20 protein-coding genes and 1 pseudogene are annotated in these 21,981 nt (G+C 70.8%); 11 read left to right on the forward strand and 10 right to left on the reverse strand.

Going from position 1 to position 21,981, the window contains the following annotated elements; genetic code table 11:
- Position 1 precedes the first annotated feature (1 nt).
- The 7 genes from ACIQHQ_RS30540 to ACIQHQ_RS30570 all read right to left on the reverse strand — a co-directional run bounded on the left by ACIQHQ_RS30540 (position 2) and on the right by ACIQHQ_RS30570 (position 6,998).
- On the reverse strand, positions 2 to 691 hold the full coding sequence (locus ACIQHQ_RS30540; RefSeq protein ID WP_402618076.1) for an LAETG motif-containing sortase-dependent surface protein: 690 nt from the start codon (positions 689 to 691) through the stop codon (positions 2 to 4).
- A gap of 155 nt (positions 692 to 846) precedes the next feature.
- A complete protein-coding gene (locus ACIQHQ_RS30545) occupies positions 847 to 1,968 on the reverse strand; it encodes an LOG family protein (protein WP_402617877.1) in 1,122 nt (373 codons plus the stop codon).
- Between the two features lie 27 nt (positions 1,969 to 1,995).
- Complete coding sequence (locus ACIQHQ_RS30550) at positions 1,996 to 2,403, reverse strand: VOC family protein (RefSeq protein WP_402617880.1); 408 nt, start codon at positions 2,401 to 2,403, stop codon at positions 1,996 to 1,998.
- Between the two features lie 118 nt (positions 2,404 to 2,521).
- Entirely contained in the window at positions 2,522 to 4,138 is a 1,617-nt protein-coding gene (locus tag ACIQHQ_RS30555) for a hypothetical protein (protein ID WP_402617883.1), read from the reverse strand.
- A complete protein-coding gene (locus ACIQHQ_RS30560; protein ID WP_402617886.1) occupies positions 4,120 to 4,869 on the reverse strand; it encodes an ABC transporter ATP-binding protein in 750 nt (249 codons plus the stop codon). Before ACIQHQ_RS30560 ends, ACIQHQ_RS30555 begins: the two co-directional genes overlap by 19 nt.
- A 208-nt stretch (positions 4,870 to 5,077) precedes the next feature.
- A complete protein-coding gene (locus ACIQHQ_RS30565; RefSeq protein ID WP_402618078.1) occupies positions 5,078 to 6,445 on the reverse strand; it encodes an aspartate aminotransferase family protein in 1,368 nt (455 codons plus the stop codon).
- A 13-nt stretch (positions 6,446 to 6,458) separates the two neighbouring features.
- A complete protein-coding gene (locus tag ACIQHQ_RS30570) occupies positions 6,459 to 6,998 on the reverse strand; it encodes an Lrp/AsnC family transcriptional regulator (protein ID WP_402617889.1) in 540 nt (179 codons plus the stop codon).
- Positions 6,999 to 7,162: 164 nt separating this feature from the next.
- Here ACIQHQ_RS30570 and ACIQHQ_RS30575 point away from each other — a divergent pair, with 164 nt between their 5' ends.
- The 3 genes and pseudogenes from ACIQHQ_RS30575 to ACIQHQ_RS30585 all read left to right on the forward strand — a co-directional run bounded on the left by ACIQHQ_RS30575 (position 7,163) and on the right by ACIQHQ_RS30585 (position 10,806).
- On the forward strand, positions 7,163 to 8,602 hold the full coding sequence (locus ACIQHQ_RS30575) for a gamma-aminobutyraldehyde dehydrogenase (RefSeq protein WP_402617891.1): 1,440 nt from the start codon (positions 7,163 to 7,165) through the stop codon (positions 8,600 to 8,602).
- A gap of 168 nt (positions 8,603 to 8,770) precedes the next feature.
- A pseudogene (locus tag ACIQHQ_RS30580) lies at positions 8,771 to 9,038 on the forward strand (hypothetical protein); the annotation flags it as partial.
- Positions 9,039 to 9,165: 127 nt separating this feature from the next.
- Positions 9,166 to 10,806, forward strand: a complete 1,641-nt coding sequence (locus tag ACIQHQ_RS30585; protein WP_402617893.1) for an RNA polymerase sigma factor — start codon at positions 9,166 to 9,168, stop codon at positions 10,804 to 10,806.
- On the opposite strand, the gene ACIQHQ_RS30590 is transcribed toward ACIQHQ_RS30585, so the two are convergent.
- Both ACIQHQ_RS30590 and ACIQHQ_RS30595 read right to left on the reverse strand, forming a co-directional pair.
- Positions 10,751 to 11,476 carry a glycerophosphodiester phosphodiesterase gene (locus tag ACIQHQ_RS30590; protein ID WP_402617895.1) on the reverse strand — a complete coding sequence of 242 codons (726 nt, stop codon included), beginning with the start codon at positions 11,474 to 11,476 and terminating at the stop codon, positions 10,751 to 10,753. The genes ACIQHQ_RS30585 and ACIQHQ_RS30590 overlap by 56 nt on opposite strands.
- The gene (locus ACIQHQ_RS30595) at positions 11,473 to 12,534 is read right to left on the reverse strand and encodes an adenosine deaminase (protein WP_402617898.1); all 1,062 of its coding nucleotides are present in this window, start codon (positions 12,532 to 12,534) and stop codon (positions 11,473 to 11,475) included. Before ACIQHQ_RS30595 ends, ACIQHQ_RS30590 begins: the two co-directional genes overlap by 4 nt.
- A 230-nt stretch (positions 12,535 to 12,764) precedes the next feature.
- Here ACIQHQ_RS30595 and ACIQHQ_RS30600 point away from each other — a divergent pair, with 230 nt between their 5' ends.
- Together ACIQHQ_RS30600 and ACIQHQ_RS30605 are read left to right on the forward strand one after the other, a co-directional pair.
- On the forward strand, positions 12,765 to 13,394 hold the full coding sequence (locus ACIQHQ_RS30600) for a DUF4190 domain-containing protein (RefSeq protein WP_402617901.1): 630 nt from the start codon (positions 12,765 to 12,767) through the stop codon (positions 13,392 to 13,394).
- 68 nt (positions 13,395 to 13,462) lie between these two features.
- Positions 13,463 to 13,936 carry a DUF4190 domain-containing protein gene (locus tag ACIQHQ_RS30605; RefSeq protein WP_402617904.1) on the forward strand — a complete coding sequence of 158 codons (474 nt, stop codon included), beginning with the start codon at positions 13,463 to 13,465 and terminating at the stop codon, positions 13,934 to 13,936.
- A 51-nt stretch (positions 13,937 to 13,987) separates the two neighbouring features.
- Here the strand turns inward: ACIQHQ_RS30605 and ACIQHQ_RS30610 are convergent, their stop codons facing one another.
- Entirely contained in the window at positions 13,988 to 14,563 is a 576-nt protein-coding gene (locus ACIQHQ_RS30610; RefSeq protein ID WP_402617906.1) for an NADAR family protein, read from the reverse strand.
- A 199-nt stretch (positions 14,564 to 14,762) separates the two neighbouring features.
- Here ACIQHQ_RS30610 and ACIQHQ_RS30615 point away from each other — a divergent pair, with 199 nt between their 5' ends.
- From ACIQHQ_RS30615 to ACIQHQ_RS30640, 6 genes are read left to right on the forward strand one after another with little or no spacing between them, the layout of a single operon-like run.
- Complete coding sequence (locus ACIQHQ_RS30615; RefSeq protein ID WP_402617908.1) at positions 14,763 to 16,298, forward strand: gamma-aminobutyraldehyde dehydrogenase; 1,536 nt, start codon at positions 14,763 to 14,765, stop codon at positions 16,296 to 16,298.
- Positions 16,299 to 16,354: 56 nt separating this feature from the next.
- The gene (locus tag ACIQHQ_RS30620) at positions 16,355 to 17,602 is read left to right on the forward strand and encodes a spermidine/putrescine ABC transporter substrate-binding protein (RefSeq protein ID WP_402617910.1); all 1,248 of its coding nucleotides are present in this window, start codon (positions 16,355 to 16,357) and stop codon (positions 17,600 to 17,602) included.
- Positions 17,603 to 17,607: 5 nt separating this feature from the next.
- Positions 17,608 to 18,753, forward strand: coding sequence for an ABC transporter ATP-binding protein (locus ACIQHQ_RS30625; protein WP_402618081.1), 1,146 nt, complete (start codon positions 17,608 to 17,610; stop codon positions 18,751 to 18,753).
- A complete protein-coding gene (locus ACIQHQ_RS30630) occupies positions 18,753 to 19,682 on the forward strand; it encodes an ABC transporter permease (protein WP_402617912.1) in 930 nt (309 codons plus the stop codon). Before ACIQHQ_RS30625 ends, ACIQHQ_RS30630 begins: the two co-directional genes overlap by 1 nt.
- Positions 19,683 to 20,483, forward strand: a complete 801-nt coding sequence (locus ACIQHQ_RS30635; RefSeq protein ID WP_402617915.1) for an ABC transporter permease — start codon at positions 19,683 to 19,685, stop codon at positions 20,481 to 20,483.
- An 18-nt stretch (positions 20,484 to 20,501) separates the two neighbouring features.
- On the forward strand, positions 20,502 to 21,920 hold the full coding sequence (locus ACIQHQ_RS30640) for an NAD(P)/FAD-dependent oxidoreductase (protein WP_402617918.1): 1,419 nt from the start codon (positions 20,502 to 20,504) through the stop codon (positions 21,918 to 21,920).
- Positions 21,921 to 21,981 lie beyond the last annotated feature (61 nt).

Genomic DNA, 21,981 nt, shown 5'->3' on the forward strand with positions numbered 1-21,981 from the left:
GTCAGCTGTCGCTGTCCGCCCCGCGACGACGCATGCCGAAGAACACCGCACCGCCACCGACGACGACCAGGGCCGCCGCGATGCCGGCGATGAGGCCGGTGTTGGAGTCGGCACCGGTCTCGGCGAGGTTGGAGTCACCGGCCGGGGCGGGCACGTTGCCCGCCGGCGAGGTGCTCTGGCTCTCCGAGGGCTCCGGAGCCGGGGTCTCGGTCTCCTCGGCCGGCTTCGACGGGGAGGCCGACGGGGTCGGCGTCGCCGGGGGAGTCGAAGCCGGGGGCTCCTCCTCCTCCTCCTTCTTCTTGCAGGCCGTGGCCGGAGTGACGAGGTTCGGCTTGATGTCCTCGTCGACGTAGCCCGCCGCCTTGACGTGGATGCGGTACTCGGCGTCCGGCTTCCAGTCCTCGGCGAAGGTGATGGTGGTGCCCTTGCGCGAGCCCTTCACGACCTGCTCGCCGATCTTCTTCACGTCGGCGCCGTTGTTCTCCAGGTACACGGTGACCGTCGCCGGGATGCCGGCGGGGTCCACGTCGGTGACGGTGATGACGCCCTTGTCACCGTCGCACTTCGCCTCGGCGGAGAACTCGCTGATGTCGCAGGCGAGCGCGTTGCCGGCGGTGCCGAGCGCGAGCGCGGCCGAGGCGGAGACGACACCGAGGACGCGCACGGCACGTGCGCGGCGGGATACGGACAGAACTGCCACGTTTGTCCTTCACAGGATTGCTAAAGCGGGGGGTTGAGGCAGTGTTGACTGAACATCAGCACCACCTTGAGACTCACAGGTCTATAAGCGCTGCATAAGTAGTGTCAACGCATATGCGGCTCGCAAGCACTTGCTTTGCCTTCTTGTTAACCGCCGAGACGTTTCAACGCCCCCGGCGCCTCCTCGATCCGCTCCACCAGCGCGATGCGCGTCTCCATCGAACGCTCCCGGGCCAGCGACCGGAGCAGCGGCCACGCGGGCAGCTTCTCCGTCCAGTGCGTGCGGTTCACCAGCACCATCGGCGTCGGCTCGCCGCGGGACTCGTAGTAGTTGGGCGTCGCGTTGTCGAAGATCTCCTGCACGGTTCCGGCGGCGCCCGGCAGGAACACCACACCCGCGTTGGACCGGGCCAGCAGGCCGTCCTCGCGGGTGGCGTTGGCGAAGTACTTGGCGATGTGGGAGGCGAAGGCGTTCGGCGGTTCGTGACCGTAGAACCAGGTGGGGATGCCGACCGAGCGGCCGCCGCGGGGCCAGCGGGTGCGCACCTCGAAGGCGGCCGAGGCCCAGTGGGTGATCGACGGGCTGAAGTACGGCGCCTTGCCGAGGAGTTCCAGTGACTCCGTGAGCATCTCGTCACCGAACGGGGCCGCGTACGCGCCGAGGTTCGCGGCCTCCATCGCGCCCGGTCCGCCGCCGGTGGCGATCGTGAAGCCGGCGCGGGCCAGTTCCCGGCCGAGCCGTGCGGCGCCGGCGTACTCCTCGGTGCCGCGCGCCATCGCGTGGCCGCCCATCACACCCACGACCCGGGCGCCGGACAGGAGTTCGTCGAGCGCGTCCGAGACGGAGTCGTCGTGGACCGCGCGCAGCATGGAGGCGTAGATGTCGCGGTCCGCCTTCGTGCGCTGGAACCAGGCGTAGGCCAAGGCGTCGGGCGTGGCCTCGTAACCGTCGGCCAGCGACGCGAAGAGTTCGTCCGGGGAGTAGACGAGCCCGCGGTACGGGTCGAACGGCAGGCCCGGGACCGGCGGGAAGACCAGGGCGCCGTCCCCGCGGATCTTCGCGGCCGCCTCCTCGCGCATCGCGCAGCCGAGGAAGAGCGCGCCCGCCGTGTCCGTGCCGAGCAACGCGCGCGTACGGTCGGTCAGGTCGACGGCCTGGACGCGGTATCCGGCGAGCGAGCCGCGCGCCGAGATGGTGGCGTCGAACTCCTCCAGGGTCTCTATCTCACGGTCGTCATGGTGGGCCGCATGGGCGGGCATCGTCTGCACTCGCCCATGCTGGCACAGCGCCGCCGCTCAGCCCTGGACGGCCGCCGGGTCCATCCACACGACCTCGAAGGTGTGGCCGTCGACATCGTCGAACGCGCGGCCGTACATGAAGCCGTGGTCCTGCGTCTCACCGGAGACGGAACCGCCCGCCGAGACCGCCTTCTCGACCAGTTCGTCGACCTTCTGCCGGCTCTCGGCGCTCAGCGCGAGCAGCACCTCGCTGGTCTTCGTCGAGTCCGCGACCTCCTTCTTGGTGAACTGGAGGTACTTCTCCCTGGTGTGCACCATGACCACGATGGTGTCGCTGATCACGACCGAGGCGGTCGTGTCGTCGCTGAACTGCTCGTTGATCGTGAAGCCCAGCTCGGTGAAGAACTTCTTCGAGGCACCCAGGTCGCCGGTGCACAGGTTCACGAAGATCATCTGCTGGTACATGCGAGGTCGCTCCCATCACATCCGGGTCGTTACACGGGGACAGACCGGGTGCCGGCCCGGAACTCATCGCCGTACGACGATTTTTTTCGTACGAGTTCTCCGGCGGCTGCCGTGCGCCTCAGCGCGCCAGGGGCAGCGCCGCGAGTTCCGCGACCGTCAGGGAGAGGGGACCGAACAGGGCGAGCAGCGCACCCGCGCGCAGGGCGGCGGCACCGCGCAGCATCGTGGCGGGGGCGCCGAGGCGCAGCAGCGCTGCGGTGGTGCCGGCGCGGGCCTGCCGGGCCTCGACGGCGGCCGTGAGGAGCGTCGCCACGGTGCAGCCGGCCACGAGGAGCACACCGAGGGTGGTGAGCGGACCGAGCGAGAGCCCGTCCGGGGCGTGCAGCAGCGCCATGGCCCACGCGGCGGACACGACCGCGCAGACGACGCCCAGGGGGCGCCCGATGCGGACGGACTCCGCCATGAGGATGCGGCCGGCCAGGAGCCGCAGGGCGCCCGGGCGGACCGACTGGAGCAGCCGTCCGCACAGGTGGGTCAGGCCCGGACCGGCCAGGGCCAGGCCGACGGCGGCCAGCGCCCAGCCCGCCATCACGCCGGGGGAGGCACCGGAGAAGCTGAGGTCGGGCGGGGTGGCGGCGGTGCGGCTCGTGTAGCTCTCCACGGCCAGGCCCGCGGCCAGCACGGTGATGCCCCAGGGCAGACCGGAGGGGGCCGCGGTGCAGTCCGGCACGGTCGCCTCGGGGACTGGGCCGTCGGTGGCGTCGGTGGCGTCGGCGGTCGGGCCGGTGTGCCGTGCCAGGGCACCGGCGGGGCTGATGGCGCCGGCCGCGTCCGGCGCCGCCGCGCGCGGGCTGAGCCCCTGAGCGGATTCACCGGCCGGGCTCCTCGCTCCCGTCGGCTCCGGTGAGGCGGGGTGCGGGGTGCCGGGCGGAGTGACGTCCTCGGCCGGCTCCTCAGGGTCCGGGTGCGCCGCGGGTGACCCGGGGGGATCCGCGACCGCGCTCACCGACCCAATGGAGCCGACGGCCGCGGCCGGGACCGGCCCGCCGGCCCGGGCCGCCGGCGGGCCGCTCTTCGTGACGGACCCGGCGGTGCCGCCGGTCGCGGGGCGGGCGAGCTGCCGGCCGAACCGGCCGTACGCCCCGAAGGTCTCGCGGGTGCCGGTGTCCCGGTAGGCGCCGAAGCGGCCGTACATCCGGACCGTCCCCGACCCGGTCGGCGCCGCCTCGCGCGGCCGCAGGACCAGCGCCACCGCCACCGACGCGCCGACGGGCACGAGCGCCAGCAGGGTCAGGGCCGCCGGCAGCGGCAGGGGCTGGTTTGCGGCGAGCCACTCGGCAGCGGCGCCGTCGAAGGGCATGCCCGTCAGGTCGCCCCGCAGGTGCAGGAAGACGAGCAGGGCCAGCATCGAGCCGAGGGTGCAGGACAGGGCGGTCGTCGTCGCCGAGACAACCATCAGGCGCACCGGCCCGAGACCGATCGCCGAGAGGCCGGGGCGCGGCCTGGTGCCGGGGTCGGTACGGGCCACCGCGACCGCGAAGTACACCGTGGCGGCCAGTGGAGCCGTGCACCAGGCGAGCCGCAGCAGGGCGGAACCGGGGGCGCCGGGGTGGCCCAGCGCGTAGCCGAGGGCGCAGAGCAGCAGGAAACCCGTGCCCGCCGAGGCGGCCGTGACCAGGAGGCGGCGCAGCTGGACGGCGGGGTGGGCGCCGCGGGTCAGACGGAGAGCGAGCACGCTGCCCGGCCTTCCGGCTCGGCGTTCTCGCTGACCGGAGGCAGGTGCACCGTCTGCACGCGCCGCCCGTCCAGCAGGGACACCGTGCGGTCGGCGAGGGCCGCGGTCTCCGCGTCGTGGGTGGCCAGGACGACGGTGATGCGGTGGGAGCGGGCCGCCGTGGTGAGGGTGCGCAGCACATGGGTGCGGTCGGCGCGGTGCAGGGGCGCCGTGGGCTCGTCGGCGAACAGGACCGAGGGCGCGGGGGCCAGGGCGCGGGCGATGCAGACCCGCTGGCGCTCTGCCTGCACCAGTTGGTGCGGACGTTTGCGGGCGCTGTCGCCGATGTCCAGGCGCTCCAGCCACTCCAGGGCCGCGGCCTTGGCGCGGCGCCGGCTGGTGCCGCGCAGCATCAGCGGCAGGGCGGTGTTCTCCCAGACGTCGAGCTCCGGGACCAGAGAGGGGACCGGGTCGATCCAGCCGAAGCGGTCGCGGCGCAGCCGCTCGCGGGTGAGGGGTCCCATGGTGTGCACGGGCACGCTGTTGAACCAGACCTCACCGCGCCGGACGGGCACCAGACCGGACAGGCACCGCAGCAGGGTCGTCTTGCCGCTGCCGCGCGGGCCGCCGATGGCGAGAATCTCGCCCTCCCGCACGCCGAGCGAGATCCCGCAGAGCGCGGGCGAGCCGTCGTCGTGCTGGAAGTGCAGGGCGCGTGCCCAGAGCACGTCGTTGTCCGGCCTGGCCTCCATGCGCGTACACCTCGGTTCAGATCCGTAGTTCCCGTGTCCATCCCCCGTGCGGGGGAACGAAGGCAGGGCCGATCAGTCACTGGGCACGCTAGGCAGAAGGCGGCGGGACGCCGGACAGCACGCGGCCCCGGGCCGCCGTTTCTCACTCGAACGGGCGGCACCGGAGCCGGTGTTGATCATCCGGAAAGACGATCTGAGCGACGAGGCGTCAGAGCTTCGTCCACGCCTCCGAGAGGGTGGCGCGCAGGATCTGCTCGATCTCGTCGAACGTCGACTGGTCGGAGATCAGCGGCGGGGCGAGCTGGACGACCGGGTCACCGCGGTCGTCGGCGCGGCAGTACAGGCCGTTGTCGTACAGCGCCTTGGAGAGGAAGCCGTACAGGACGCGCTCGGTCTCCTCGTCGTTGAAGGACTCCTTGGTGTGCTTGTCCTTCACCAGCTCGATGCCGTAGAAGAAGCCGTTGCCGCGGACGTCGCCGACGATCGGCAGGTCGTGGAGCTTCTCCAGGGTGGCGCGGAAGTTGCCCTCGTTGTCCAGGACGTGCTGGTTGAGGTTCTCGCGCTCGAACAGGTCGAGGTTGGCCAGGCCCACGGCCGCGGAGACCGGGTGGCCGCCGAAGGTGTAGCCGTGCAGGAAGGTGTTGTCGCCCGTGTAGAACGGCTCGGCCAGGCGGTCGGAGATGATGCACGCGCCGATCGGGGAGTAGCCCGAGGTCATGCCCTTGGCGCAGGTGATCATGTCCGGCACGTAGTCGAACTTGTCGCAGGCGAAGTAGGTGCCCAGGCGGCCGAAGGCGCAGATGACCTCGTCCGAGACGAGCAGTACGTCGTACCGGTCGCAGATCTCGCGGACCCGCTGGAAGTAGCCGGGAGGCGGCGGGAAGCAGCCGCCCGCGTTCTGCACCGGCTCCAGGAAGACCGCGGCGACGGTGTCCGGACCCTCGAAGAGGATCTGCTGCTCGATCTGGTCGGCGGCCCAGCGGCCGTAGGCCTCGGGGTCGTCGCCGTGGATCGGGGCGCGGTAGATGTTGGTGTTCGGGACCTTGTGGGCGCCCGGGACCAGCGGCTCGAAGGGGGCCTTCAGGGCCGGCAGGCCGGTGATGGACAGAGCGCCCTGCGGGGTGCCGTGATAGGCGACCGCGCGGGAGATGACCTTGTGCTTGGTGGGCTTGCCGACCAGCTTGAAGTACTGCTTGGCGAGCTTCCAGGCGGTCTCGACCGCCTCACCGCCGCCGGTGGTGAAGAAGACCTTGTTGAGGTCGCCCGGCGCGTGTCCGGCGAGTCGCTCGGCCAGCTCGACGGCCTTGGGGTGGGCGTAGGACCACACCGGGAAGAACGCGAGCTCCTGTGCCTGCTTGAAGGCGGTCTCGGCGAGCTCGACCCGGCCGTGTCCGGCCTGCACCACGAAGAGGCCGGCGAGGCCGTCCAGGTAGCGCTTGCCCTTGTCGTCGTAGATGTACGTGCCCTCGCCCCGGACGATGGTGGGGACGGGGGCCTTCTCGTACGACGACATGCGCGTGAAGTGCATCCACAGGTGGTCGTACGCGGTCTGGGAGAGGTCCTTGCTCACGGCTATCGGGTCCTCACGGTTATCGGGTTCCCCACATGTAGGTCTGCTTCTTGAGCTTGAGGTAGACGAAGCTCTCGGTGGAGCGCACACCGGGCACGGCCCGCATGCGTTTGTTGATGACGTCCAGGAGGTGGTCGTCGTCCTCGCAGACGATCTCCACCATCAGGTCGAAGGAGCCCGCGGTCATCACCACGTACTCGCATTCGGACATGGCCGACAGCGCGTCGGCGACCGACTCCACGTCGCCCTCCACGTTGACGCCGACCATCGCCTGTCTGCGGAAGCCCACGGTGAGCGGGTCCGTGACGGCGACGATCTGCATCACGCCCTGATCGAGCAGCTTCTGGACGCGCTGGCGCACGGCCGCCTCCGACAGGCCCACGGCCTTGCCGATGGCGGCGTACGGCCGGCGGCCGTCCTCCTGGAGCTGCTCGATGATGGCGAGGGAGACGGCGTCCAGCTGCGGCGAGCTGCCGTTCCTGGACTCGCGGGAGGGCTCGCGGTGCTCCCGCGAGCCCTTCTGGTCTGCGCTTCGACTGGCCACGAGGTCACTGTGCACGAGGTCTCGACACTTCCGCAAGCCTCGATCGATGAAATCCGTTGTCTGGGTCCCTGATACCTGCGGATTCCGCACGAACGGAGGGAGCGGGGGTGTTGAAAACGTGGGTCGGCCGACTAGGGTGGGTGTCTCAAGTACTGGACATCCGAACTGGAGGGCCGGCAGTGAGCACCGAGCTGCGTCGCTTGCGCAACTACATCGGCGGTGAGTTCCGGGACGCCGCCGACGGACGGACCACCGAAGTGGTCAATCCCGCGACGGGCGAGGCGTACGCGACCGCTCCGCTGTCCGGGCAGGCGGACGTGGACGCCGCGATGGCGGCGGCCGCCGAGGCCTTTCCCGGCTGGCGCGACACCACGCCCGCCGAGCGTCAGAAGGCCCTGCTGAAGATCGCGGACGCCTTCGAGGAGCGCGCCGAGGAACTGATCGCGGCCGAGGTGGAGAACACGGGCAAGCCGGTCGGGCTGACCCGCTCCGAGGAGATCCCGCCGATGGTCGACCAGATCCGCTTCTTCGCGGGTGCGGCGCGGATGCTCGAGGGCCGCTCGGCCGGTGAGTACATGGAGGGCCTGACCTCCATCGTGCGCCGCGAGCCGGTCGGCGTCTGCGCCCAGGTCGCGCCGTGGAACTACCCGATGATGATGGCCGTCTGGAAGTTCGCCCCGGCCATCGCGGCGGGCAACACCGTCGTCCTGAAGCCGTCCGACACCACCCCGGCCTCGACGGTCCTCATCGCCGAGATCATCGGCTCGATCGTCCCCAAGGGCGTCTTCAACGTCATCTGCGGCGACCGCGAGACCGGCCGTCTGATGGTCGAGCACGACACCCCGGCGATGGCCTCCATCACCGGTTCCGTGCGCGCCGGCATCCAGGTCGCCGAGTCCGCCGCCAAGGACGTCAAGCGTGTCCACCTGGAGCTGGGCGGCAAGGCGCCGGTCCTGGTCTTCGAGGACACCGACATCGCCAAGGCCGTCGAGGACATCTCGGTGGCGGGCTACTTCAACGCCGGCCAGGACTGCACCGCCGCCACGCGCGTGCTCGTCCACGAGTCCATCCACGACGAGTTCGTCTCCGCGCTCGCGAAGGCCGCCTCCGAGACCAAGACCGGGCAGCCGGATGACGAGGACGTGCTGTTCGGCCCGCTCAACAACCCCAACCAGCTCAAGCAGGTCGAGGGCTTCATCGACCGGCTGCCCGCGCACGCGCGCGTGGAAGCCGGCGGCAAGCGGGTCGGCGACAAGGGCTACTTCTACGCGCCGACCGTGGTCTCGGGCCTGAAGCAGGACGACGAGATCATCCAGAACGAGGTCTTCGGCCCGGTCATCACCGTGCAGTCCTTCTCCGACGAGGAGCAGGCGGTGCGGTGGGCCAACGGCGTCGAGTACGCGCTGGCCTCCTCGGTGTGGACCAAGGACCACGGCCGCGCCATGCGGATGTCCAAGAAGCTCGACTTCGGCTGCGTGTGGATCAACACGCACATCCCGCTGGTCGCCGAGATGCCGCACGGCGGCTTCAAGAAGTCCGGCTACGGCAAGGACCTGTCGGGGTACGGCTTCGAGGACTACACGCGGATCAAGCACGTGATGACGTCGCTGGACGCGTAGTCACGCGGTGACGTGCCGACGGCCCCGGGCGGGCTTCCGCTTCGCCCGGGGCCGTCGCGCTGCGCGTACAACCTTTCGACATGCCCGATACCGCCGTGGAGTGCCTCGATGAGCGAGAGAGCCATCCTGGTGAAGCGCATCCGCGCGCCTGGCTGGTGTTCTTCGTCCGCGCACCGGGTGACCGCGGTCGCCCGCTACGGGTCCTGCCGCGATCCGGTCCGCGACATCCGGGTCGTCGAGTTCGGGATGATCGCCTGCGTGGGCACCGTCCCGCTCGCCCTGATCCGCGGACCGCTGCGCGGGTCCCCTTCCGGCGGCCGGTGATCGACATGGCCTTCAGTTGTTCGGGGCGATCCCGCAGTACGTCGTACGGCAGCGGACCGAGCGGCTGGAGGCGCTGACCGCGCCGGTGGTCACCCCGGTGCTCAGCGGATGAGAAAAACTGTTATCCCGAGAACCTTCACGCCGTCTCCCCGCATGTGATCCCGCACAGAGCCAAGCCCCCCGCGCCGCCTGAGAGGGTGCGTGCCGGACGTACCGACCCCAGCCCGCGAGAGGTCCCCGTGGACAGTGAGCACCTGCGTGCCGTCATCAGGGCGGCGCAGGCCGGGGACCGGCGGGCGCTGGACGAGCTGGTCGCGGGCTGGCTGCCGCTGGTCTACAACATCGTGGGCCGCGCCCTGAACGGGCACGCCGACGTCGACGACGTCGTCCAGGAGACGATGCTGCGCGCGGTCGGAAACCTCGGCTCCCTGCGCGACCCGGACAGCTTCCGGTCCTGGCTGGTGGCGATCGCCATGCGGCAGATCCGCGACCGGGCCCGGCGGCGGAGCCCGGCCCGGCTGGAGGAGGCGGTGGCCTCCGACTTCGCCGAATTGACCGTGCTGCGACTCCAGTTGGAAGGGCAGCGGCGTGAGGTCGCCGAGGCGGTGCGCTGGCTCGACGAGGAGGACCGGCAGCTGCTGTCGCTGTGGTGGCTGGAGGTCGCGGGTGAACTGACCCGGCGCGAACTGGCCGACGCCGTCGGCATCACCCGGCAGCACGCCGCCGTGCGCGTGCAGCGGATGAAGGAGCGCCTGGAGACCTCGCGCGGCATCGTCCGCGCCCTGGACGGCGCCTGCCCCGGCCTGCGGGAGCTCACCGGACGCTGGCACGGGCGGCCCGACTCGGTGTGGCGCAAGCGGCTGGCCCGGCACATCCGCGGCTGTGGCTACTGCGGCGACACCCGCGAGTCCGTCGTCCCGGCCGAACGCCTCCTGGTGGGCATCGCCCTCGTCCCGCTGCCCGTCGGCTTCACCCTGTCGCTCGCTCTCGGCGGCAAGACCGCCGCGGCCGCCGGCTCCGCGGGCTGGTCCGCCAAGCTGCTCGGCGCGCTCACCAAGCCGGCCGTCGCGATGACGGCGGGCGCGACGATCGTCGCGGGCGGCGCCTACGTCGTCACCCAGCCGCCGGACGCCCCGCCGCCCCGGGCCGCCGCCACCCCCACCGCTTCGGCCCCCTCCGCACCGCCGCGATCCGCCGCACCGCCCGCTCCGACCCCCAGGTCGTCGCCGTCGGCGACGAAGACGGCCGACCCGTACGGCACCGTCGTCGACGCCGTCGACCGCGCCCCCGATCCGGACACCCGGCCCGCCGCCCTGCCGCGTCGCCCCGAGTCCGGCCTCACCAGCACCGGCGGTCCGAAGGCGGTCATGCAGCACCGCGGGGACAGCGTGACCCTCACCGGCCGGGGCTACGTCCTGGTCCGCTGGCAGATCTCACCCAAGTCCCGGCCCGGCGCGCTGGTCATGCCCTCCTGGACCGGCCTGAAGGGCAAACTGTTCCACGTGGCGTCCGGCGGCTGGCGCCGGATGGACGATCCTCTGCCCGGCGCCCCGAACGGCTACGCCACCGGCATGGGCGGCCCCGGCATCGGCTACGCCGTTCTCCCGCCCGGCACCCAGCAGATGTGGCAGAACGAGTACTTCTACCTCGACGGCACCGTCACGCTCACCCAGAACGAACGCGGCTGCGACTACGGCATCACCGTCTTCCCGTCGAGCCGGCAGGCCGTGGACAAGGACGTCAACGAAGGGCCCGGCCAGGGCGCCCTGCGCTACGGCCTCGTCCGTGACACCGGCACGGACAGCGCGCCGGTGCCGCAGTACGTCACGCGCGCGACGCCGGCCGATCCGGCGACGGTGCCGCAGCGCTCGCGCGTGTAGCGCACAGCACGTCGACGCGGTTCGTCGTGATCGAGTCCACGCCCGCCTGAAGCAGCCGTCGCATGGAGCGGCGTGTGTCGGGGGTCCAGACGGACAGCAGGTGGCCGTCGCGGTGCACACGCTCGGCGAGGGGGCGGTCCACCAGCGAGAAGCGGTAGTTGAGCCAGCGCGGGCGGATCGCCTCCAGCAGGACCGGCCGGGGCGGGGCCAGTGTCGTCCAGGTGAGGGCGATCTCGGCGGCCGGATCCGCCGCGCGCACGGCGAGCATGGCGTCGGCGCCCGCGCAGTAGTAGACGCGGTCCGCCGCACCGGCCTCCGCCACGACACCCATGATCCGGCGCACCGCCCGCACATCGGGCGAGCCGGGCAGGTCGATCATCACCCGGTGCCCGTCGGTCGCGGCCAGTGCCTCGGCCAGAGTGGGCACCCCGCCGCCGGTCAGCCCGCGCACCTCCTGCGAGGACAGGGCGCGCACCGGCCGCTCGTGCTCCCAGAGCCGCTTCAGCGTCGCGTCGTGCAGCAGCACCGGCACGCCGTCCCGGGTGAGCCGTACGTCGATCTCCACCGCGTCCGCGCCCCGGCGCAGCGCGGAACGCAGCGAGGCGACGGTGTTCTCGCGGACGCGGTAGGGGTCGCCCCGGTGAGCCACGGCGATCGGGGCGTGCGTCACCGGGAGAGCCACTGCGCGGTGTACGAGTCGATCTCGTCCGTGATCCGGGCCCTGCCGGGCGCGTCCAGGAAGGACGCCTCGACGGCGTTCTTCGCCAGCTCGGCCAGGCCGCGCTCGTCGAGGTCCAGCAGCCGGGCGGCGACCGCGTACTCGTTGTCCAGGTCGGTGCCGAACATCGGCGGGTCGTCGGAGTTGACGGTGACGACGACCCCGGCCCGCACGAACTCCCTGATCGGGTGCTCGTCGAGGGTGCGCACCGCGCGGGTGGCGATGTTCGAAGTCGGGCACACCTCCAGCGGGATGCGGTGCTCGGCGAGATGCGCGAGCAGCTCCGGGTCCTGCGCGGAGCTGGTGCCGTGGCCGATGCGCTCGGCCCGCAGGTGGGTCAGCGCGTCCCACACCGTCTGCGGGCCGGTCGTCTCGCCGGCGTGCGGTACGGAGTGCAGCCCGGCGGCGATCGCCCGGTCGAAGTACGGCTTGAACTGCGGGCGTTCCACGCCGACCTCCGGCCCGCCGAGGCCGAAGGAGACGAGGCCCTCGGGGCGCAGCCGGTCGTCGGTAGCCAGCCGGGTCGTCTCCTCGGCGGCCTCCAGGCCCGCCTCGCCGGGAATGTCGAAGCACCAGCGCAGCACGGTCCCGAAGTCGGCCTCGGCGGCCTTGCGGGCGTCCTCGATCGCGTCCATGAAGGCGCGCTCGTCGATGCCGCGCCGGGTGGACGAGAAGGGGGTGATGGTCAGCTCGGCGTACCGCACCTGCTGGCGGGCCATGTCCCGGGCCACCTCGTACGTCAGCAGCCGGACGTCCTCCGGGGTGCGGATCAGGTCGACGACCGACAGGTACACGTCGATGAAGTGGGCGAAGTCGGTGAACGTGAAGTAGTCGGCCAGCGCCTCGGGGTCGGTCGGCACCTTGGAGTCGGGGTGCCGCGCGGCCAGTTCGGAGACGATCCGGGGGGAGGCGGAGCCCACGTGGTGCACATGCAGTTCCGACTTGGGCAGTCCGGCGATGAACGCCGACAGGTCGCGCGAGGCGTGGGGATCGACGAGATGCTGGGCCAAGGTTCCTCCCCGGAACGGCGCTCCGGCCGGCGCAGGGCGGGCGGGCGCGGGTGATCGGCTGATCGATGACTCGGATTCATCGTATGCGGTGGGGCGGCGCCGCTTCCCGGGGGCGCGGGACCTGGCGATCCGTGACGGGCCGGGGCACGCCCGGCCGCCGCACCCGCCCTGTGGCCCGCGGCGCACGGCCCCGTAGCATGGCGACACGATCGACCCAGGGGGGATGCACGATGACGGACGCGACGCAGCCAGACGGCGGCAGCCACGACCCGTGGGCGCCACCGGAGAGCAAGCCCTCGCTCGACAAGAACCCGGCTCCGCAGCCACCGTCCGTGCACGACCAGGCCACGGTCACCTCCATGCCGGGGTTCACCCCGCCCACCGGCACGCCGCAGTACGACCCGTCCGGTACCGGCACCGGTGCCGTCCCGCCCCCGCCCGTGGCTCCCACCGGCCCGGGAGCGCCCGGCGGCTACGGCTACCCCGGTTATCCCCAGTCCGGCTACGGCTGGCCCGGCATGCCCATGGCCCCTCAGAACGGCATGGGCGTCGCCGCGATGGTGCTCGGCATCATCTCCTGCGCCCTGTTCTGCCTCTACGGCGTGGTCTCCCTGGTCACCGGCATCCTCGCCGTGGTCTTCGGCATCAAGGGCCGCAAGCGCGCCGAGGCCGGGGTGGCCACCAACCACGGTCAGGCCCAGGCCGGTCTGATCATGGGCATCATCGGGATCATCCTCGGCATCACCGTCATCGTCCTGATCGCCGTCGGCATCACGGCCGCGATCAACAGCGACGACCCCGACGACGACCCGTACTACGGGACCCTCGGCCCGGTGGCCACCGCTCCGTCCCACCGCTGAAACAAGGGCTCTTGGCGGCCTGGTCGGCCACTACGATGCCCTGGTCTGACAACGGAGGGGAGAGCGTCATGTCCAACACCAATCCGCCCCCGGGGGGTTTCGGCCCGCCGGCCCAGCCGCCGCAGCAGCCGGCCCCGGGATACGGCTATCCGCAGCAGCAGCAGCAGCCCGGCCCGGGCTACGGCTACCCCCAGGGCAGCCCCGGCTACCCGGCGGCGCCGCCCGTGGGCTACCCGCAGGCGCCCGGCTACGGGATGACCGCGCAGCCGAGCAACGGCATGGGAACCACGGGACTGGTGCTGGGCATCATCGGTGTGGTGTGCAGCCTGACCTTCCTGCTGTGGTTCTTCGGCGTGATCCTGGGCATCCTCGCGATCATCTTCGGCGCCATCGGCCGCGGCAAGGCCACCCGCGGTGAGGCGACGAACAAGGGCGCGGCGACGGCCGGCCTGGTCTGCGGCATCATCGCCACCGTGATCCTGCCGCTGCTGGGCTTCCTGCTGTTCGCCGGCATCATGGGCGGACTCGGCGCGGCTGCCTGACAGGAGCTGCCGAGCATGAGTGAGGGGCCGGTCCCGGGACCGGCCCCTCACTCATGCTCTCGTCGCCCGCAGCCGCTCCCGCGCCTCCATCAGCGCGAACCCCAGCAGGTTGGGCCCCCGCCACCGCTGCGGATCGGTCGCCGCCTCGTCGTCCGCGGCCAGTCCGATGCCCCACACCCGGTCCACCGGGCTCGCCTCCACCAGGACCCGATCGCCCGTGCCCAGCAGATATCCCTGGAGCTCCGGATGCGCGCCGAATTTGTGGACGCTGCCCTCCACGACGATCCCGAAGCGCTCCCGCCGCCAGGTCGCCTCGTCGAAGCCGCGCACCAGCCGCCCGGCCTTCTTCGCCTCGGCGGGATGCGCCGCGGCCAGCACGGCACGCTCCGCCGCCGCGTCCTCGAAGAGCCGGGCCTTGGCGGCCATCATCCAGTGCTCGGCCGTCGCGTACGCCACGCCGTCGACCGTGAACGGCGCCGGCCACCACTGGCTCAGACAGCTCGCCCCGATCCGGCCGTCCGGCCGCGGCCGGTGACCCCAGAAGTGCAGATACTTCACCTTGGCCCCCGCGCGGACCGCCCTGATCAGGGCCTCCTGCGAGCCGACCGCCCCCGTGATCCTCTCCACGCACGCGAGTGTGGCACGCACCACTGACACAGCGTCCTGCCTTTTCGCGGCGGACTCGACACCTGGTCGACAGATTCCGTCGCGTAACCAAAAATCAACAACGGAATCACTTGTTGGAGTGGCATACCTCTGTCAGGATCGGCACTCAAATCGAGCCTGAGCCACGCCGGCCCCATCAGGGGACACGGAGGAGAGCCACATGCACAACCCGGGCATTGCCACCCCGGACCGATTTCCGGCCGAGGAACGCTTCGCGGAGGGCGCGCAGTACATCGCGGGCCGTCCGGCCAAGGGCACCTCCGGCCGCACGCACGCGGTCGTCGACCCGGCGTCGGGCGAGGAGGTCCTCACCTACGAGCTGGCGGGCACGGCCGACGTCGACCGGGCCGTCGCCGCCGCCCGCGCGGCCTTCCCCGGCTGGGCGGGAGCGACACCCGGCGAGCGGTCCGACGCCCTGCACCGGTTCGCCGCGATCCTCGCCGACCGGGCGGAGGACTTCGCCCGCGCCGAGTCGCTCCAGTGCGGCAAGCCGCTCAAGCTGACCCGTGAGTTCGACGTCCCCGGGACCATCGACAACACCGCCTTCTTCGCCGGTGCCGCACGGCACCTGCAGGGGCAGTCCGCCGGTGAGTACTCCGGCGACCACACCTCGTACGTCCGGCGCGAGCCCATCGGGGTCGTCGGGTCGATCGCGCCCTGGAACTACCCCCTCCAGATGGCCGCCTGGAAGATCCTCCCGGCGATCGCCGCGGGCAACACCATCGTCCTGAAGCCCGCCGAGCTCACCCCGCTGACCTCGCTGCTCTTCGCCCAGGCTGCCACCGACGCCGGGATCCCGGACGGGGTGATCAACATCGTCACCGGCACCGGCAAGGAGGCCGGGGAACACCTCGTCGGCCACCCCGACGTGGCCATGACCTCCTTCACCGGATCCACCGCCGTCGGCAAGCGTGTCGCCGAGGTCGCCACCGCCACCGTCAAGCGCCTCCACCTGGAGCTCGGCGGCAAGGCACCCTTCGTGGTCTTCGACGACGCCGACTTGGAGGCCGCCGCCCACGGCGCGGTCGCGGGCTCCCTCATCAACACCGGGCAGGACTGCACGGCCGCCACGCGCGCGTACGTGCAGCGGCCGCTGTACGAGGCCTTCGTGGAGCGGACGGCGGCGCTGATGGAGACGGTCCGGCTCGGCGACCCCTTCGCCGCCGGCACCGACCTCGGCCCGCTGATCTCGCACGCGCAGCGGGACCGGGTCGCCGGCTTCGTGGACCGGGCGCGTGCCTACGCGCGCGTGGTGACCGGCGGCGAGGCCCCCGAGGGGGAGCTCGCCAAGGGCGCCTACTACCGGCCCACCCTGATCGCCGACGCGGCCCAGGACAGCGAGGTCGTCCAGTCGGAGATCTTCGGACCGGTCCTGACCGTGCTGCCGTTCGACACCGACGACGAGGGCATCGCGCTCGCCAACGACACCCCGTACGGGCTGGCGGCCTCCGCCTGGAGCCGGGACGTGTACCGCGCGAACCGGGCCACCCGGGAGATCAGGGCCGGCTGCGTCTGGATCAACGACCACATCCCGATCATCAGCGAGATGCCGCACGGCGGCTACAAGTCCTCCGGCTACGGCAAGGACATGTCCGCGTACTCCTTCGAGGAGTACACCCAGATCAAGCACGTCATGTTCGACAACACCGCGGTGGCCGCCAAGGACTGGCACCGCACCGTGTTCGGGGATCGCTAGCCGTATGCAGGCCGCCTGACCAACGGCCGTCCACCCTCCGAAAGGGCACCACGCGCATGGAGCAGTACGAGCCCGACCGCCTGTCCGCGGCCCAAGTGGCCGCCGTGCGGCGCAGTTTCAGGAACGGCAGGGCCGCCCTCACCCGGCGGTCGCTGCTGCGCGCCTCCGCGGGCGGGGCGCTCGCAGCCGGCGGACTCGGGACGCTGAGCGCCTGCGGCATCCCGGCAGCAGGTCAGTCGCAGGGCGGCGTCTCGGCGCAGGACCACTCGGCCAAGGAGAAGACGGTGAGCTTCTCCAACTGGACCGAATACATGGACGTCGACGACAGCGGCAAGCACCACCCGACGCTGGAGCAGTTCACGAAGCGCACCGGCGTCAAGGTCAAGTACACCGAGGACATCAACGACAACAACGAGTTCTTCGGCAAGATCAAGCCGCAGCTCGCCGCAGGCCAGGACACCGGCCGCGACCTGATCGTCCTCACCGACTGGCTGGCCGCCCGCCTCATCCGCCTCGGCTGGGTGCAGAAGCTCGACCCGAGCAACCTGCCGCACGCCTACGCCAACCTGTCGGCCCAGTTCCGCAGCCCCGACTGGGACCCGGGCCGCGCCTACTCGTACGTCTGGCAGGGCATCTCCACGGTCATCGCGTACAACAAGAAGGCCCTCGACGGCGTCGAGGTGACGTCCATATCCGACCTGCTCGACAACCCCAAGCTCAAGGGCCGGGTCGGCTTCCTGTCGGAGATGCGCGACAGCATCGGCATGACGCTGCTCGACATGGGCAAGGACCCGGCCGACTTCACCGCCGACGACTACGACGCGGCCATCGCCCGCCTCCAGAAGGCCGTCGACAAGGGCCAGATCCGCCGCTTCACCGGCAACGACTACACCTCGGACCTGACCAGCGGCGACTTCGCGGCCTGTGTCGCCTGGGCCGGGGACGTCGTGCAGCTCAAGGCGGACAGCCCCGACATCGACTTCCTCATCCCCGACAGCGGCTACGTGACGTCGACCGACAACCTGCTGATCCCCAACAAGGCCCGGCACAAGACCAACGCCGAGCGGCTCATCGACTTCTACTACGAGCCGAGGACCGCCGCCGAACTCGCCGCGTACATCAACTACGTGTGCCCCGTCGACGGTGTGAAGGCCGAACTCGCGAAGATCGACGAGGACGCGGCGAACAACCCGCTGATCATTCCCGACAAGGCCATGGCCGCCAAGTCCCATGCCTTCCGCTCGCTGAGCTCGAAGGAAGAGACCGAGTTCGAAGCGAAGTTCGCGAAGCTGACGGGGGCGTGACCACCATGACGAACAAGACGGACCCCAGCGGCGACGTCCGCCTCACGGGCATAACCAAGACCTACGGCGCCTTCACCGCCGTGCACCCGCTCGACCTGACCGTGCCACAGGGCTCCTTCTTCGCCCTGCTCGGCGCCTCCGGCTGCGGCAAGACCACCACCCTGCGCATGATCGCCGGCCTGGAGGAGCCCTCCGCCGGCACGGTGTTCCTCGGGGACCAGGACGTGACCGCGCTGCCGCCGTACAAACGGCCGGTGAACACGGTCTTCCAGTCGTACGCCCTCTTCCCGCACCTGGACATCTTCGAAAACGTCGCCTTCGGCCTGCGCCGGCGCGGATGGAAGTCGGTGAAGAAGCAGGTCGAGGAGATGCTCGACCTGGTCCAGCTCGGCGAGCAGGCCCGCAAGAAGCCGCACCAGCTCTCCGGCGGCCAGCAGCAGCGCGTCGCGGTGGCCCGCGCCCTGATCAACCACCCCAAGGTGCTGCTCCTCGACGAACCGCTCGGCGCCCTGGACCTCAAGCTGCGCCGCCAGATGCAGCTGGAGCTCAAGCGCATCCAGACCGAGGTCGGCATCACCTTCGTGCATGTCACGCACGACCAGGAGGAGGCCATGACCATGGCCGACACGGTCGCCGTGATGAACGCGGGCCGCGTCGAGCAGCTGGGCGCGCCGACCGACCTCTACGAGAACCCGCGCACCACGTTCGTCGCCAACTTCCTCGGCACCTCCAACTTCATCGAGGCCGAGGTCGACTCCAAGAGCGGTGACGAGATCGTGCTGAAGGCGGGCGGCGGCAAGCTCGTCCTGCCCGAGGCGCGCTGTTCCGCCTCCACGACGACCGGCGGCAGGGTGCTGGTCGGTGTCCGCCCGGAGAAGATCTCCCTCACCCACGCGAACGACGCCGGCGAGATTCCCGAGGGCCGCAACCGCATCACCGGAAGGATCGCCGACTCCAGCTTCATCGGCGTCTCCACGCAGTACGTCGTCGACAGCCCGGTCTGCTCCGACTTCGGGGTGTACGCCCAGAACATCGACCGCGACCCCCGCCTGGTGCCCGGCGCCGAGGTGGTCCTGCACTGGAACCCGGCCCACACCTTCGGTCTGGACGCCGCCCAGGACGCCGACGCCGGAGTGGAAGAGGCGGCCTGATGAGCACACTCACCGAGGCGCCACCGCCGCTCGCGCCCCGAGCACCCGAACCGAAGCCCCGAAAGCGCAGGGGGCGCTGGACGCCGTACTGGCTGCTGCTGCCCGGCATCCTCTGGCTGGTCGTCTTCTTCGCACTGCCGATGATCTACCAGGCCTCCACGTCCGTGCAGACGGGCTCCCTGGAGCAGGGCTACGAGGTCACCTGGCACTTCGCCACCTACTGGGACGCGCTGACCGCGTACTGGCCGCAGTTCGTCCGCTCGGTGCTCTACGCGGGCACGGCGACGATCCTGTGCCTGCTGCTCGGCTACCCGCTGGCGTATCTGATCGCCTTCCGCGCGGGCCGCTGGAAGAACCTGATCATGATTCTGGTGATCGCGCCCTTCTTCACCAGCTTCCTGATCCGCACCCTGGCCTGGAAGACGATCCTCGCCGACGGCGGCCCGGTCGTCGGCGCGCTCAACACCCTGCACGTCCTGGACGTCACCAACTGGCTCGGCATGACCGCGGGCGACCGCGTCCTGGCCACGCCGCTCGCGGTGGTGTGCGGCCTGACGTACAACTTCCTGCCGTTCATGATCCTGCCGCTGTACACCTCGCTGGAGCGCATCGACGGCCGGCTCCACGAGGCCGCCGGGGACCTGTACGCCCGCCCCTCGACGACCTTCCGCAAGGTGACCTTCCCGCTGTCGATGCCGGGTGTCGTCTCCGGCACGCTGCTGACCTTCATCCCGGCGGCCGGTGACTACGTGAACGCCGATCTCCTCGGCTCCACCGACACCCGCATGGTCGGCAACGTCATCCAGACGCAGTTCCTGAGAGTGCTCGACTATCCGACGGCCGCGGCGCTCTCCTTCATCCTCATGGCGGCCATCCTGCTCATGGTCACCCTCTACATCCGCAGGTCCGGGACGGAGGATCTGGTCTAAATGCCCTTCGTCAACTGGCTCAAGAGAAATCTCGTCGTCCTGGCGGGACTGCTGACCCTCGGCTATCTGCTCCTGCCGAACGTCGTCGTGACGGTGTTCTCCTTCAACAAACCGAAGGGGCGCTTCAATTACGCATGGCAGCAGTTCTCACTGGACGCCTGGAAGGACCCGTGCGGCGTCTCGGGACTGTGCGACTCGCTGTCCCTCAGCCTCCAGATCGCGCTCTGGGCGACGCTCGGCGCCACGCTCCTCGGCACCCTGATCGCCTTCGCCCTGGTCCGCTACCGGTTCCGCGCCCGGGGCGCCGTGAACTCGCTGATCTTCCTGCCGATGGCGATGCCCGAGGTCGTCATGGCCGCCTCGCTGCTCACCCTGTTCCTCAACATGGGCGCCCAGCTCGGCTTCTGGACGATCCTCATCGCCCACATCATGTTCTGCCTGAGTTTCGTGGTCACGGCCGTCAAAGCACGCGTGATGTCGATGGACCCGAAACTGGAGGAGGCGGCACGGGACCTGTACGCGGGCCCGTTCCAGACCTTCGTCCGGGTCACACTGCCCATCGCGGCACCCGGAATCGCGGCGGGCGCCCTGCTCGCCTTCGCGCTCTCCTTCGACGACTTCATCATCACGAATTTCAACGCCGGCTCGACCGTCACGTTCCCCATGTTCGTCTGGGGCTCGGCGCAGCGTGGAACGCCCGTCCAGATCAATGTCATCGGAACGACCATGTTCGTGGTCGCCGTACTGTTCGTCCTGGTTTCCATGATCGCCGGAAACCGCCGCAACAGGCACAAGGCATAACCGTAGGGAGTTGACATCATGGCCCCGAGCGCCATGAATCAGTGGACCCGTTCGCTTTCCGACGCTCAGCCGGTCCCGTACTGGCTGGACGACCCCGGCCGGCCCCGCCCCGAACCCGCCCTCACCACCTCGGAGACCTGCGACCTGCTGGTCGTCGGGGGTGGCTACAGCGGGCTGTGGACGGCGCTGATCGCCAAGGAACGCGAACCGCAGCGGGACGTGGTGCTGGTGGAGGGCCGCGAGGTGGGCTGGGCCGCCTCCGGCCGCAACGGCGGATTCTGCGCCGCCTCCCTCACCCACGGCCTGCCCAACGGCCTCACCCGCTGGCCCGACGAGATCCACCGGCTCCAGGAACTGGGCGCCCGCAACCTCGACGCCATCGAGGCGGCGGTCGCCCGGCACTCCCTCGACTGCGACTTCGAACGCACCGGCGAGATCGACGTCGCCACCGAGCCCTACCAGGCGCGGGAACTGCGCCAGTGGCACGAGGAGACGTCCCGCCGAGGCCTGGCGGAGGGCGTCGAGTACCTGGACGCCGACGCCGTACGGGAACAGGTGAACTCGCCCACCTTCCAGGCGGGCCTGTGGGACCGCAGGGGCGTCGCCATGCTGAACCCGGCGAAGCTCGCCTGGGGCCTGAAGCGGGCGTGCGTGGAGCTGGGCGTGCGGGTCTACGAGCACACCCCCGCCCTGACCCTGAAGCCGTACGGTCCCGGCATGGCCGTACGCACCCCCTACGGCGGGATCCGCGCCCGTCGGGTCGCCCTCGGCACCAACATCTTCCCGAACCTGGTCCGCCGGGTCCGCTCGTACACCGTCCCGGTCTACGACTACGCCCTGATGACCGAGCCGCTGACCGCCGAGCAACTCGACTCGATCGGCTGGAAGAACCGCCAAGGGCTCGGTGACAGCGCCAACCAGTTCCACTACTTCCGCCTGTCCGCCGACAACCGCGTCCTGTGGGGCGGCTACGACGCGATCTACCCCTACGGCGGCCGCGTCCGCGCCGAGTACGACGACCGCCCCGAGACCTACGCCAAGCTGGCCGGGCACTTCTTCACCTGCTTCCCGCAGCTGGAGGGCGTCCGCTTCAGCCACGCGTGGGGCGGCGCGATCGACACCTGCTCCCGCTTCTCGGCGTTCTTCGGCACCGCCCACCAGGGCAAGGTGGCCTACGCGGCCGGGTACACCGGCCTCGGGGTCGGCGCCACCCGCTTCGGCGCCGAGGTGATGCTGGACCTGCTGGCGGGGGAGCGCACGGAACGCACGGAGCTGGAAATGGTCCGCAAGAAGCCCCTGCCCTTCCCGCCGGAGCCGTTCGCCTGGACGGGCATCGCCCTCACCAAGTGGTCGCTGGCCCGCGCCGACGCCCAGGGAGGCCGCCGTAACCTCTGGCTGCGCACGATGGACCGGCTGGGGCTGGGATTCGACAGCTGAACGACCGGGTGTGATCCGGTTCACTCCAACGAGGTGCCGGAATCCGCGTAATGACCGGGGG

The sequence above is a fragment of the Streptomyces sp. NPDC092370 genome, assembly GCF_044755265.1.
In the GTDB taxonomy this organism is placed as follows: domain Bacteria; phylum Actinomycetota; class Actinomycetes; order Streptomycetales; family Streptomycetaceae; genus Streptomyces.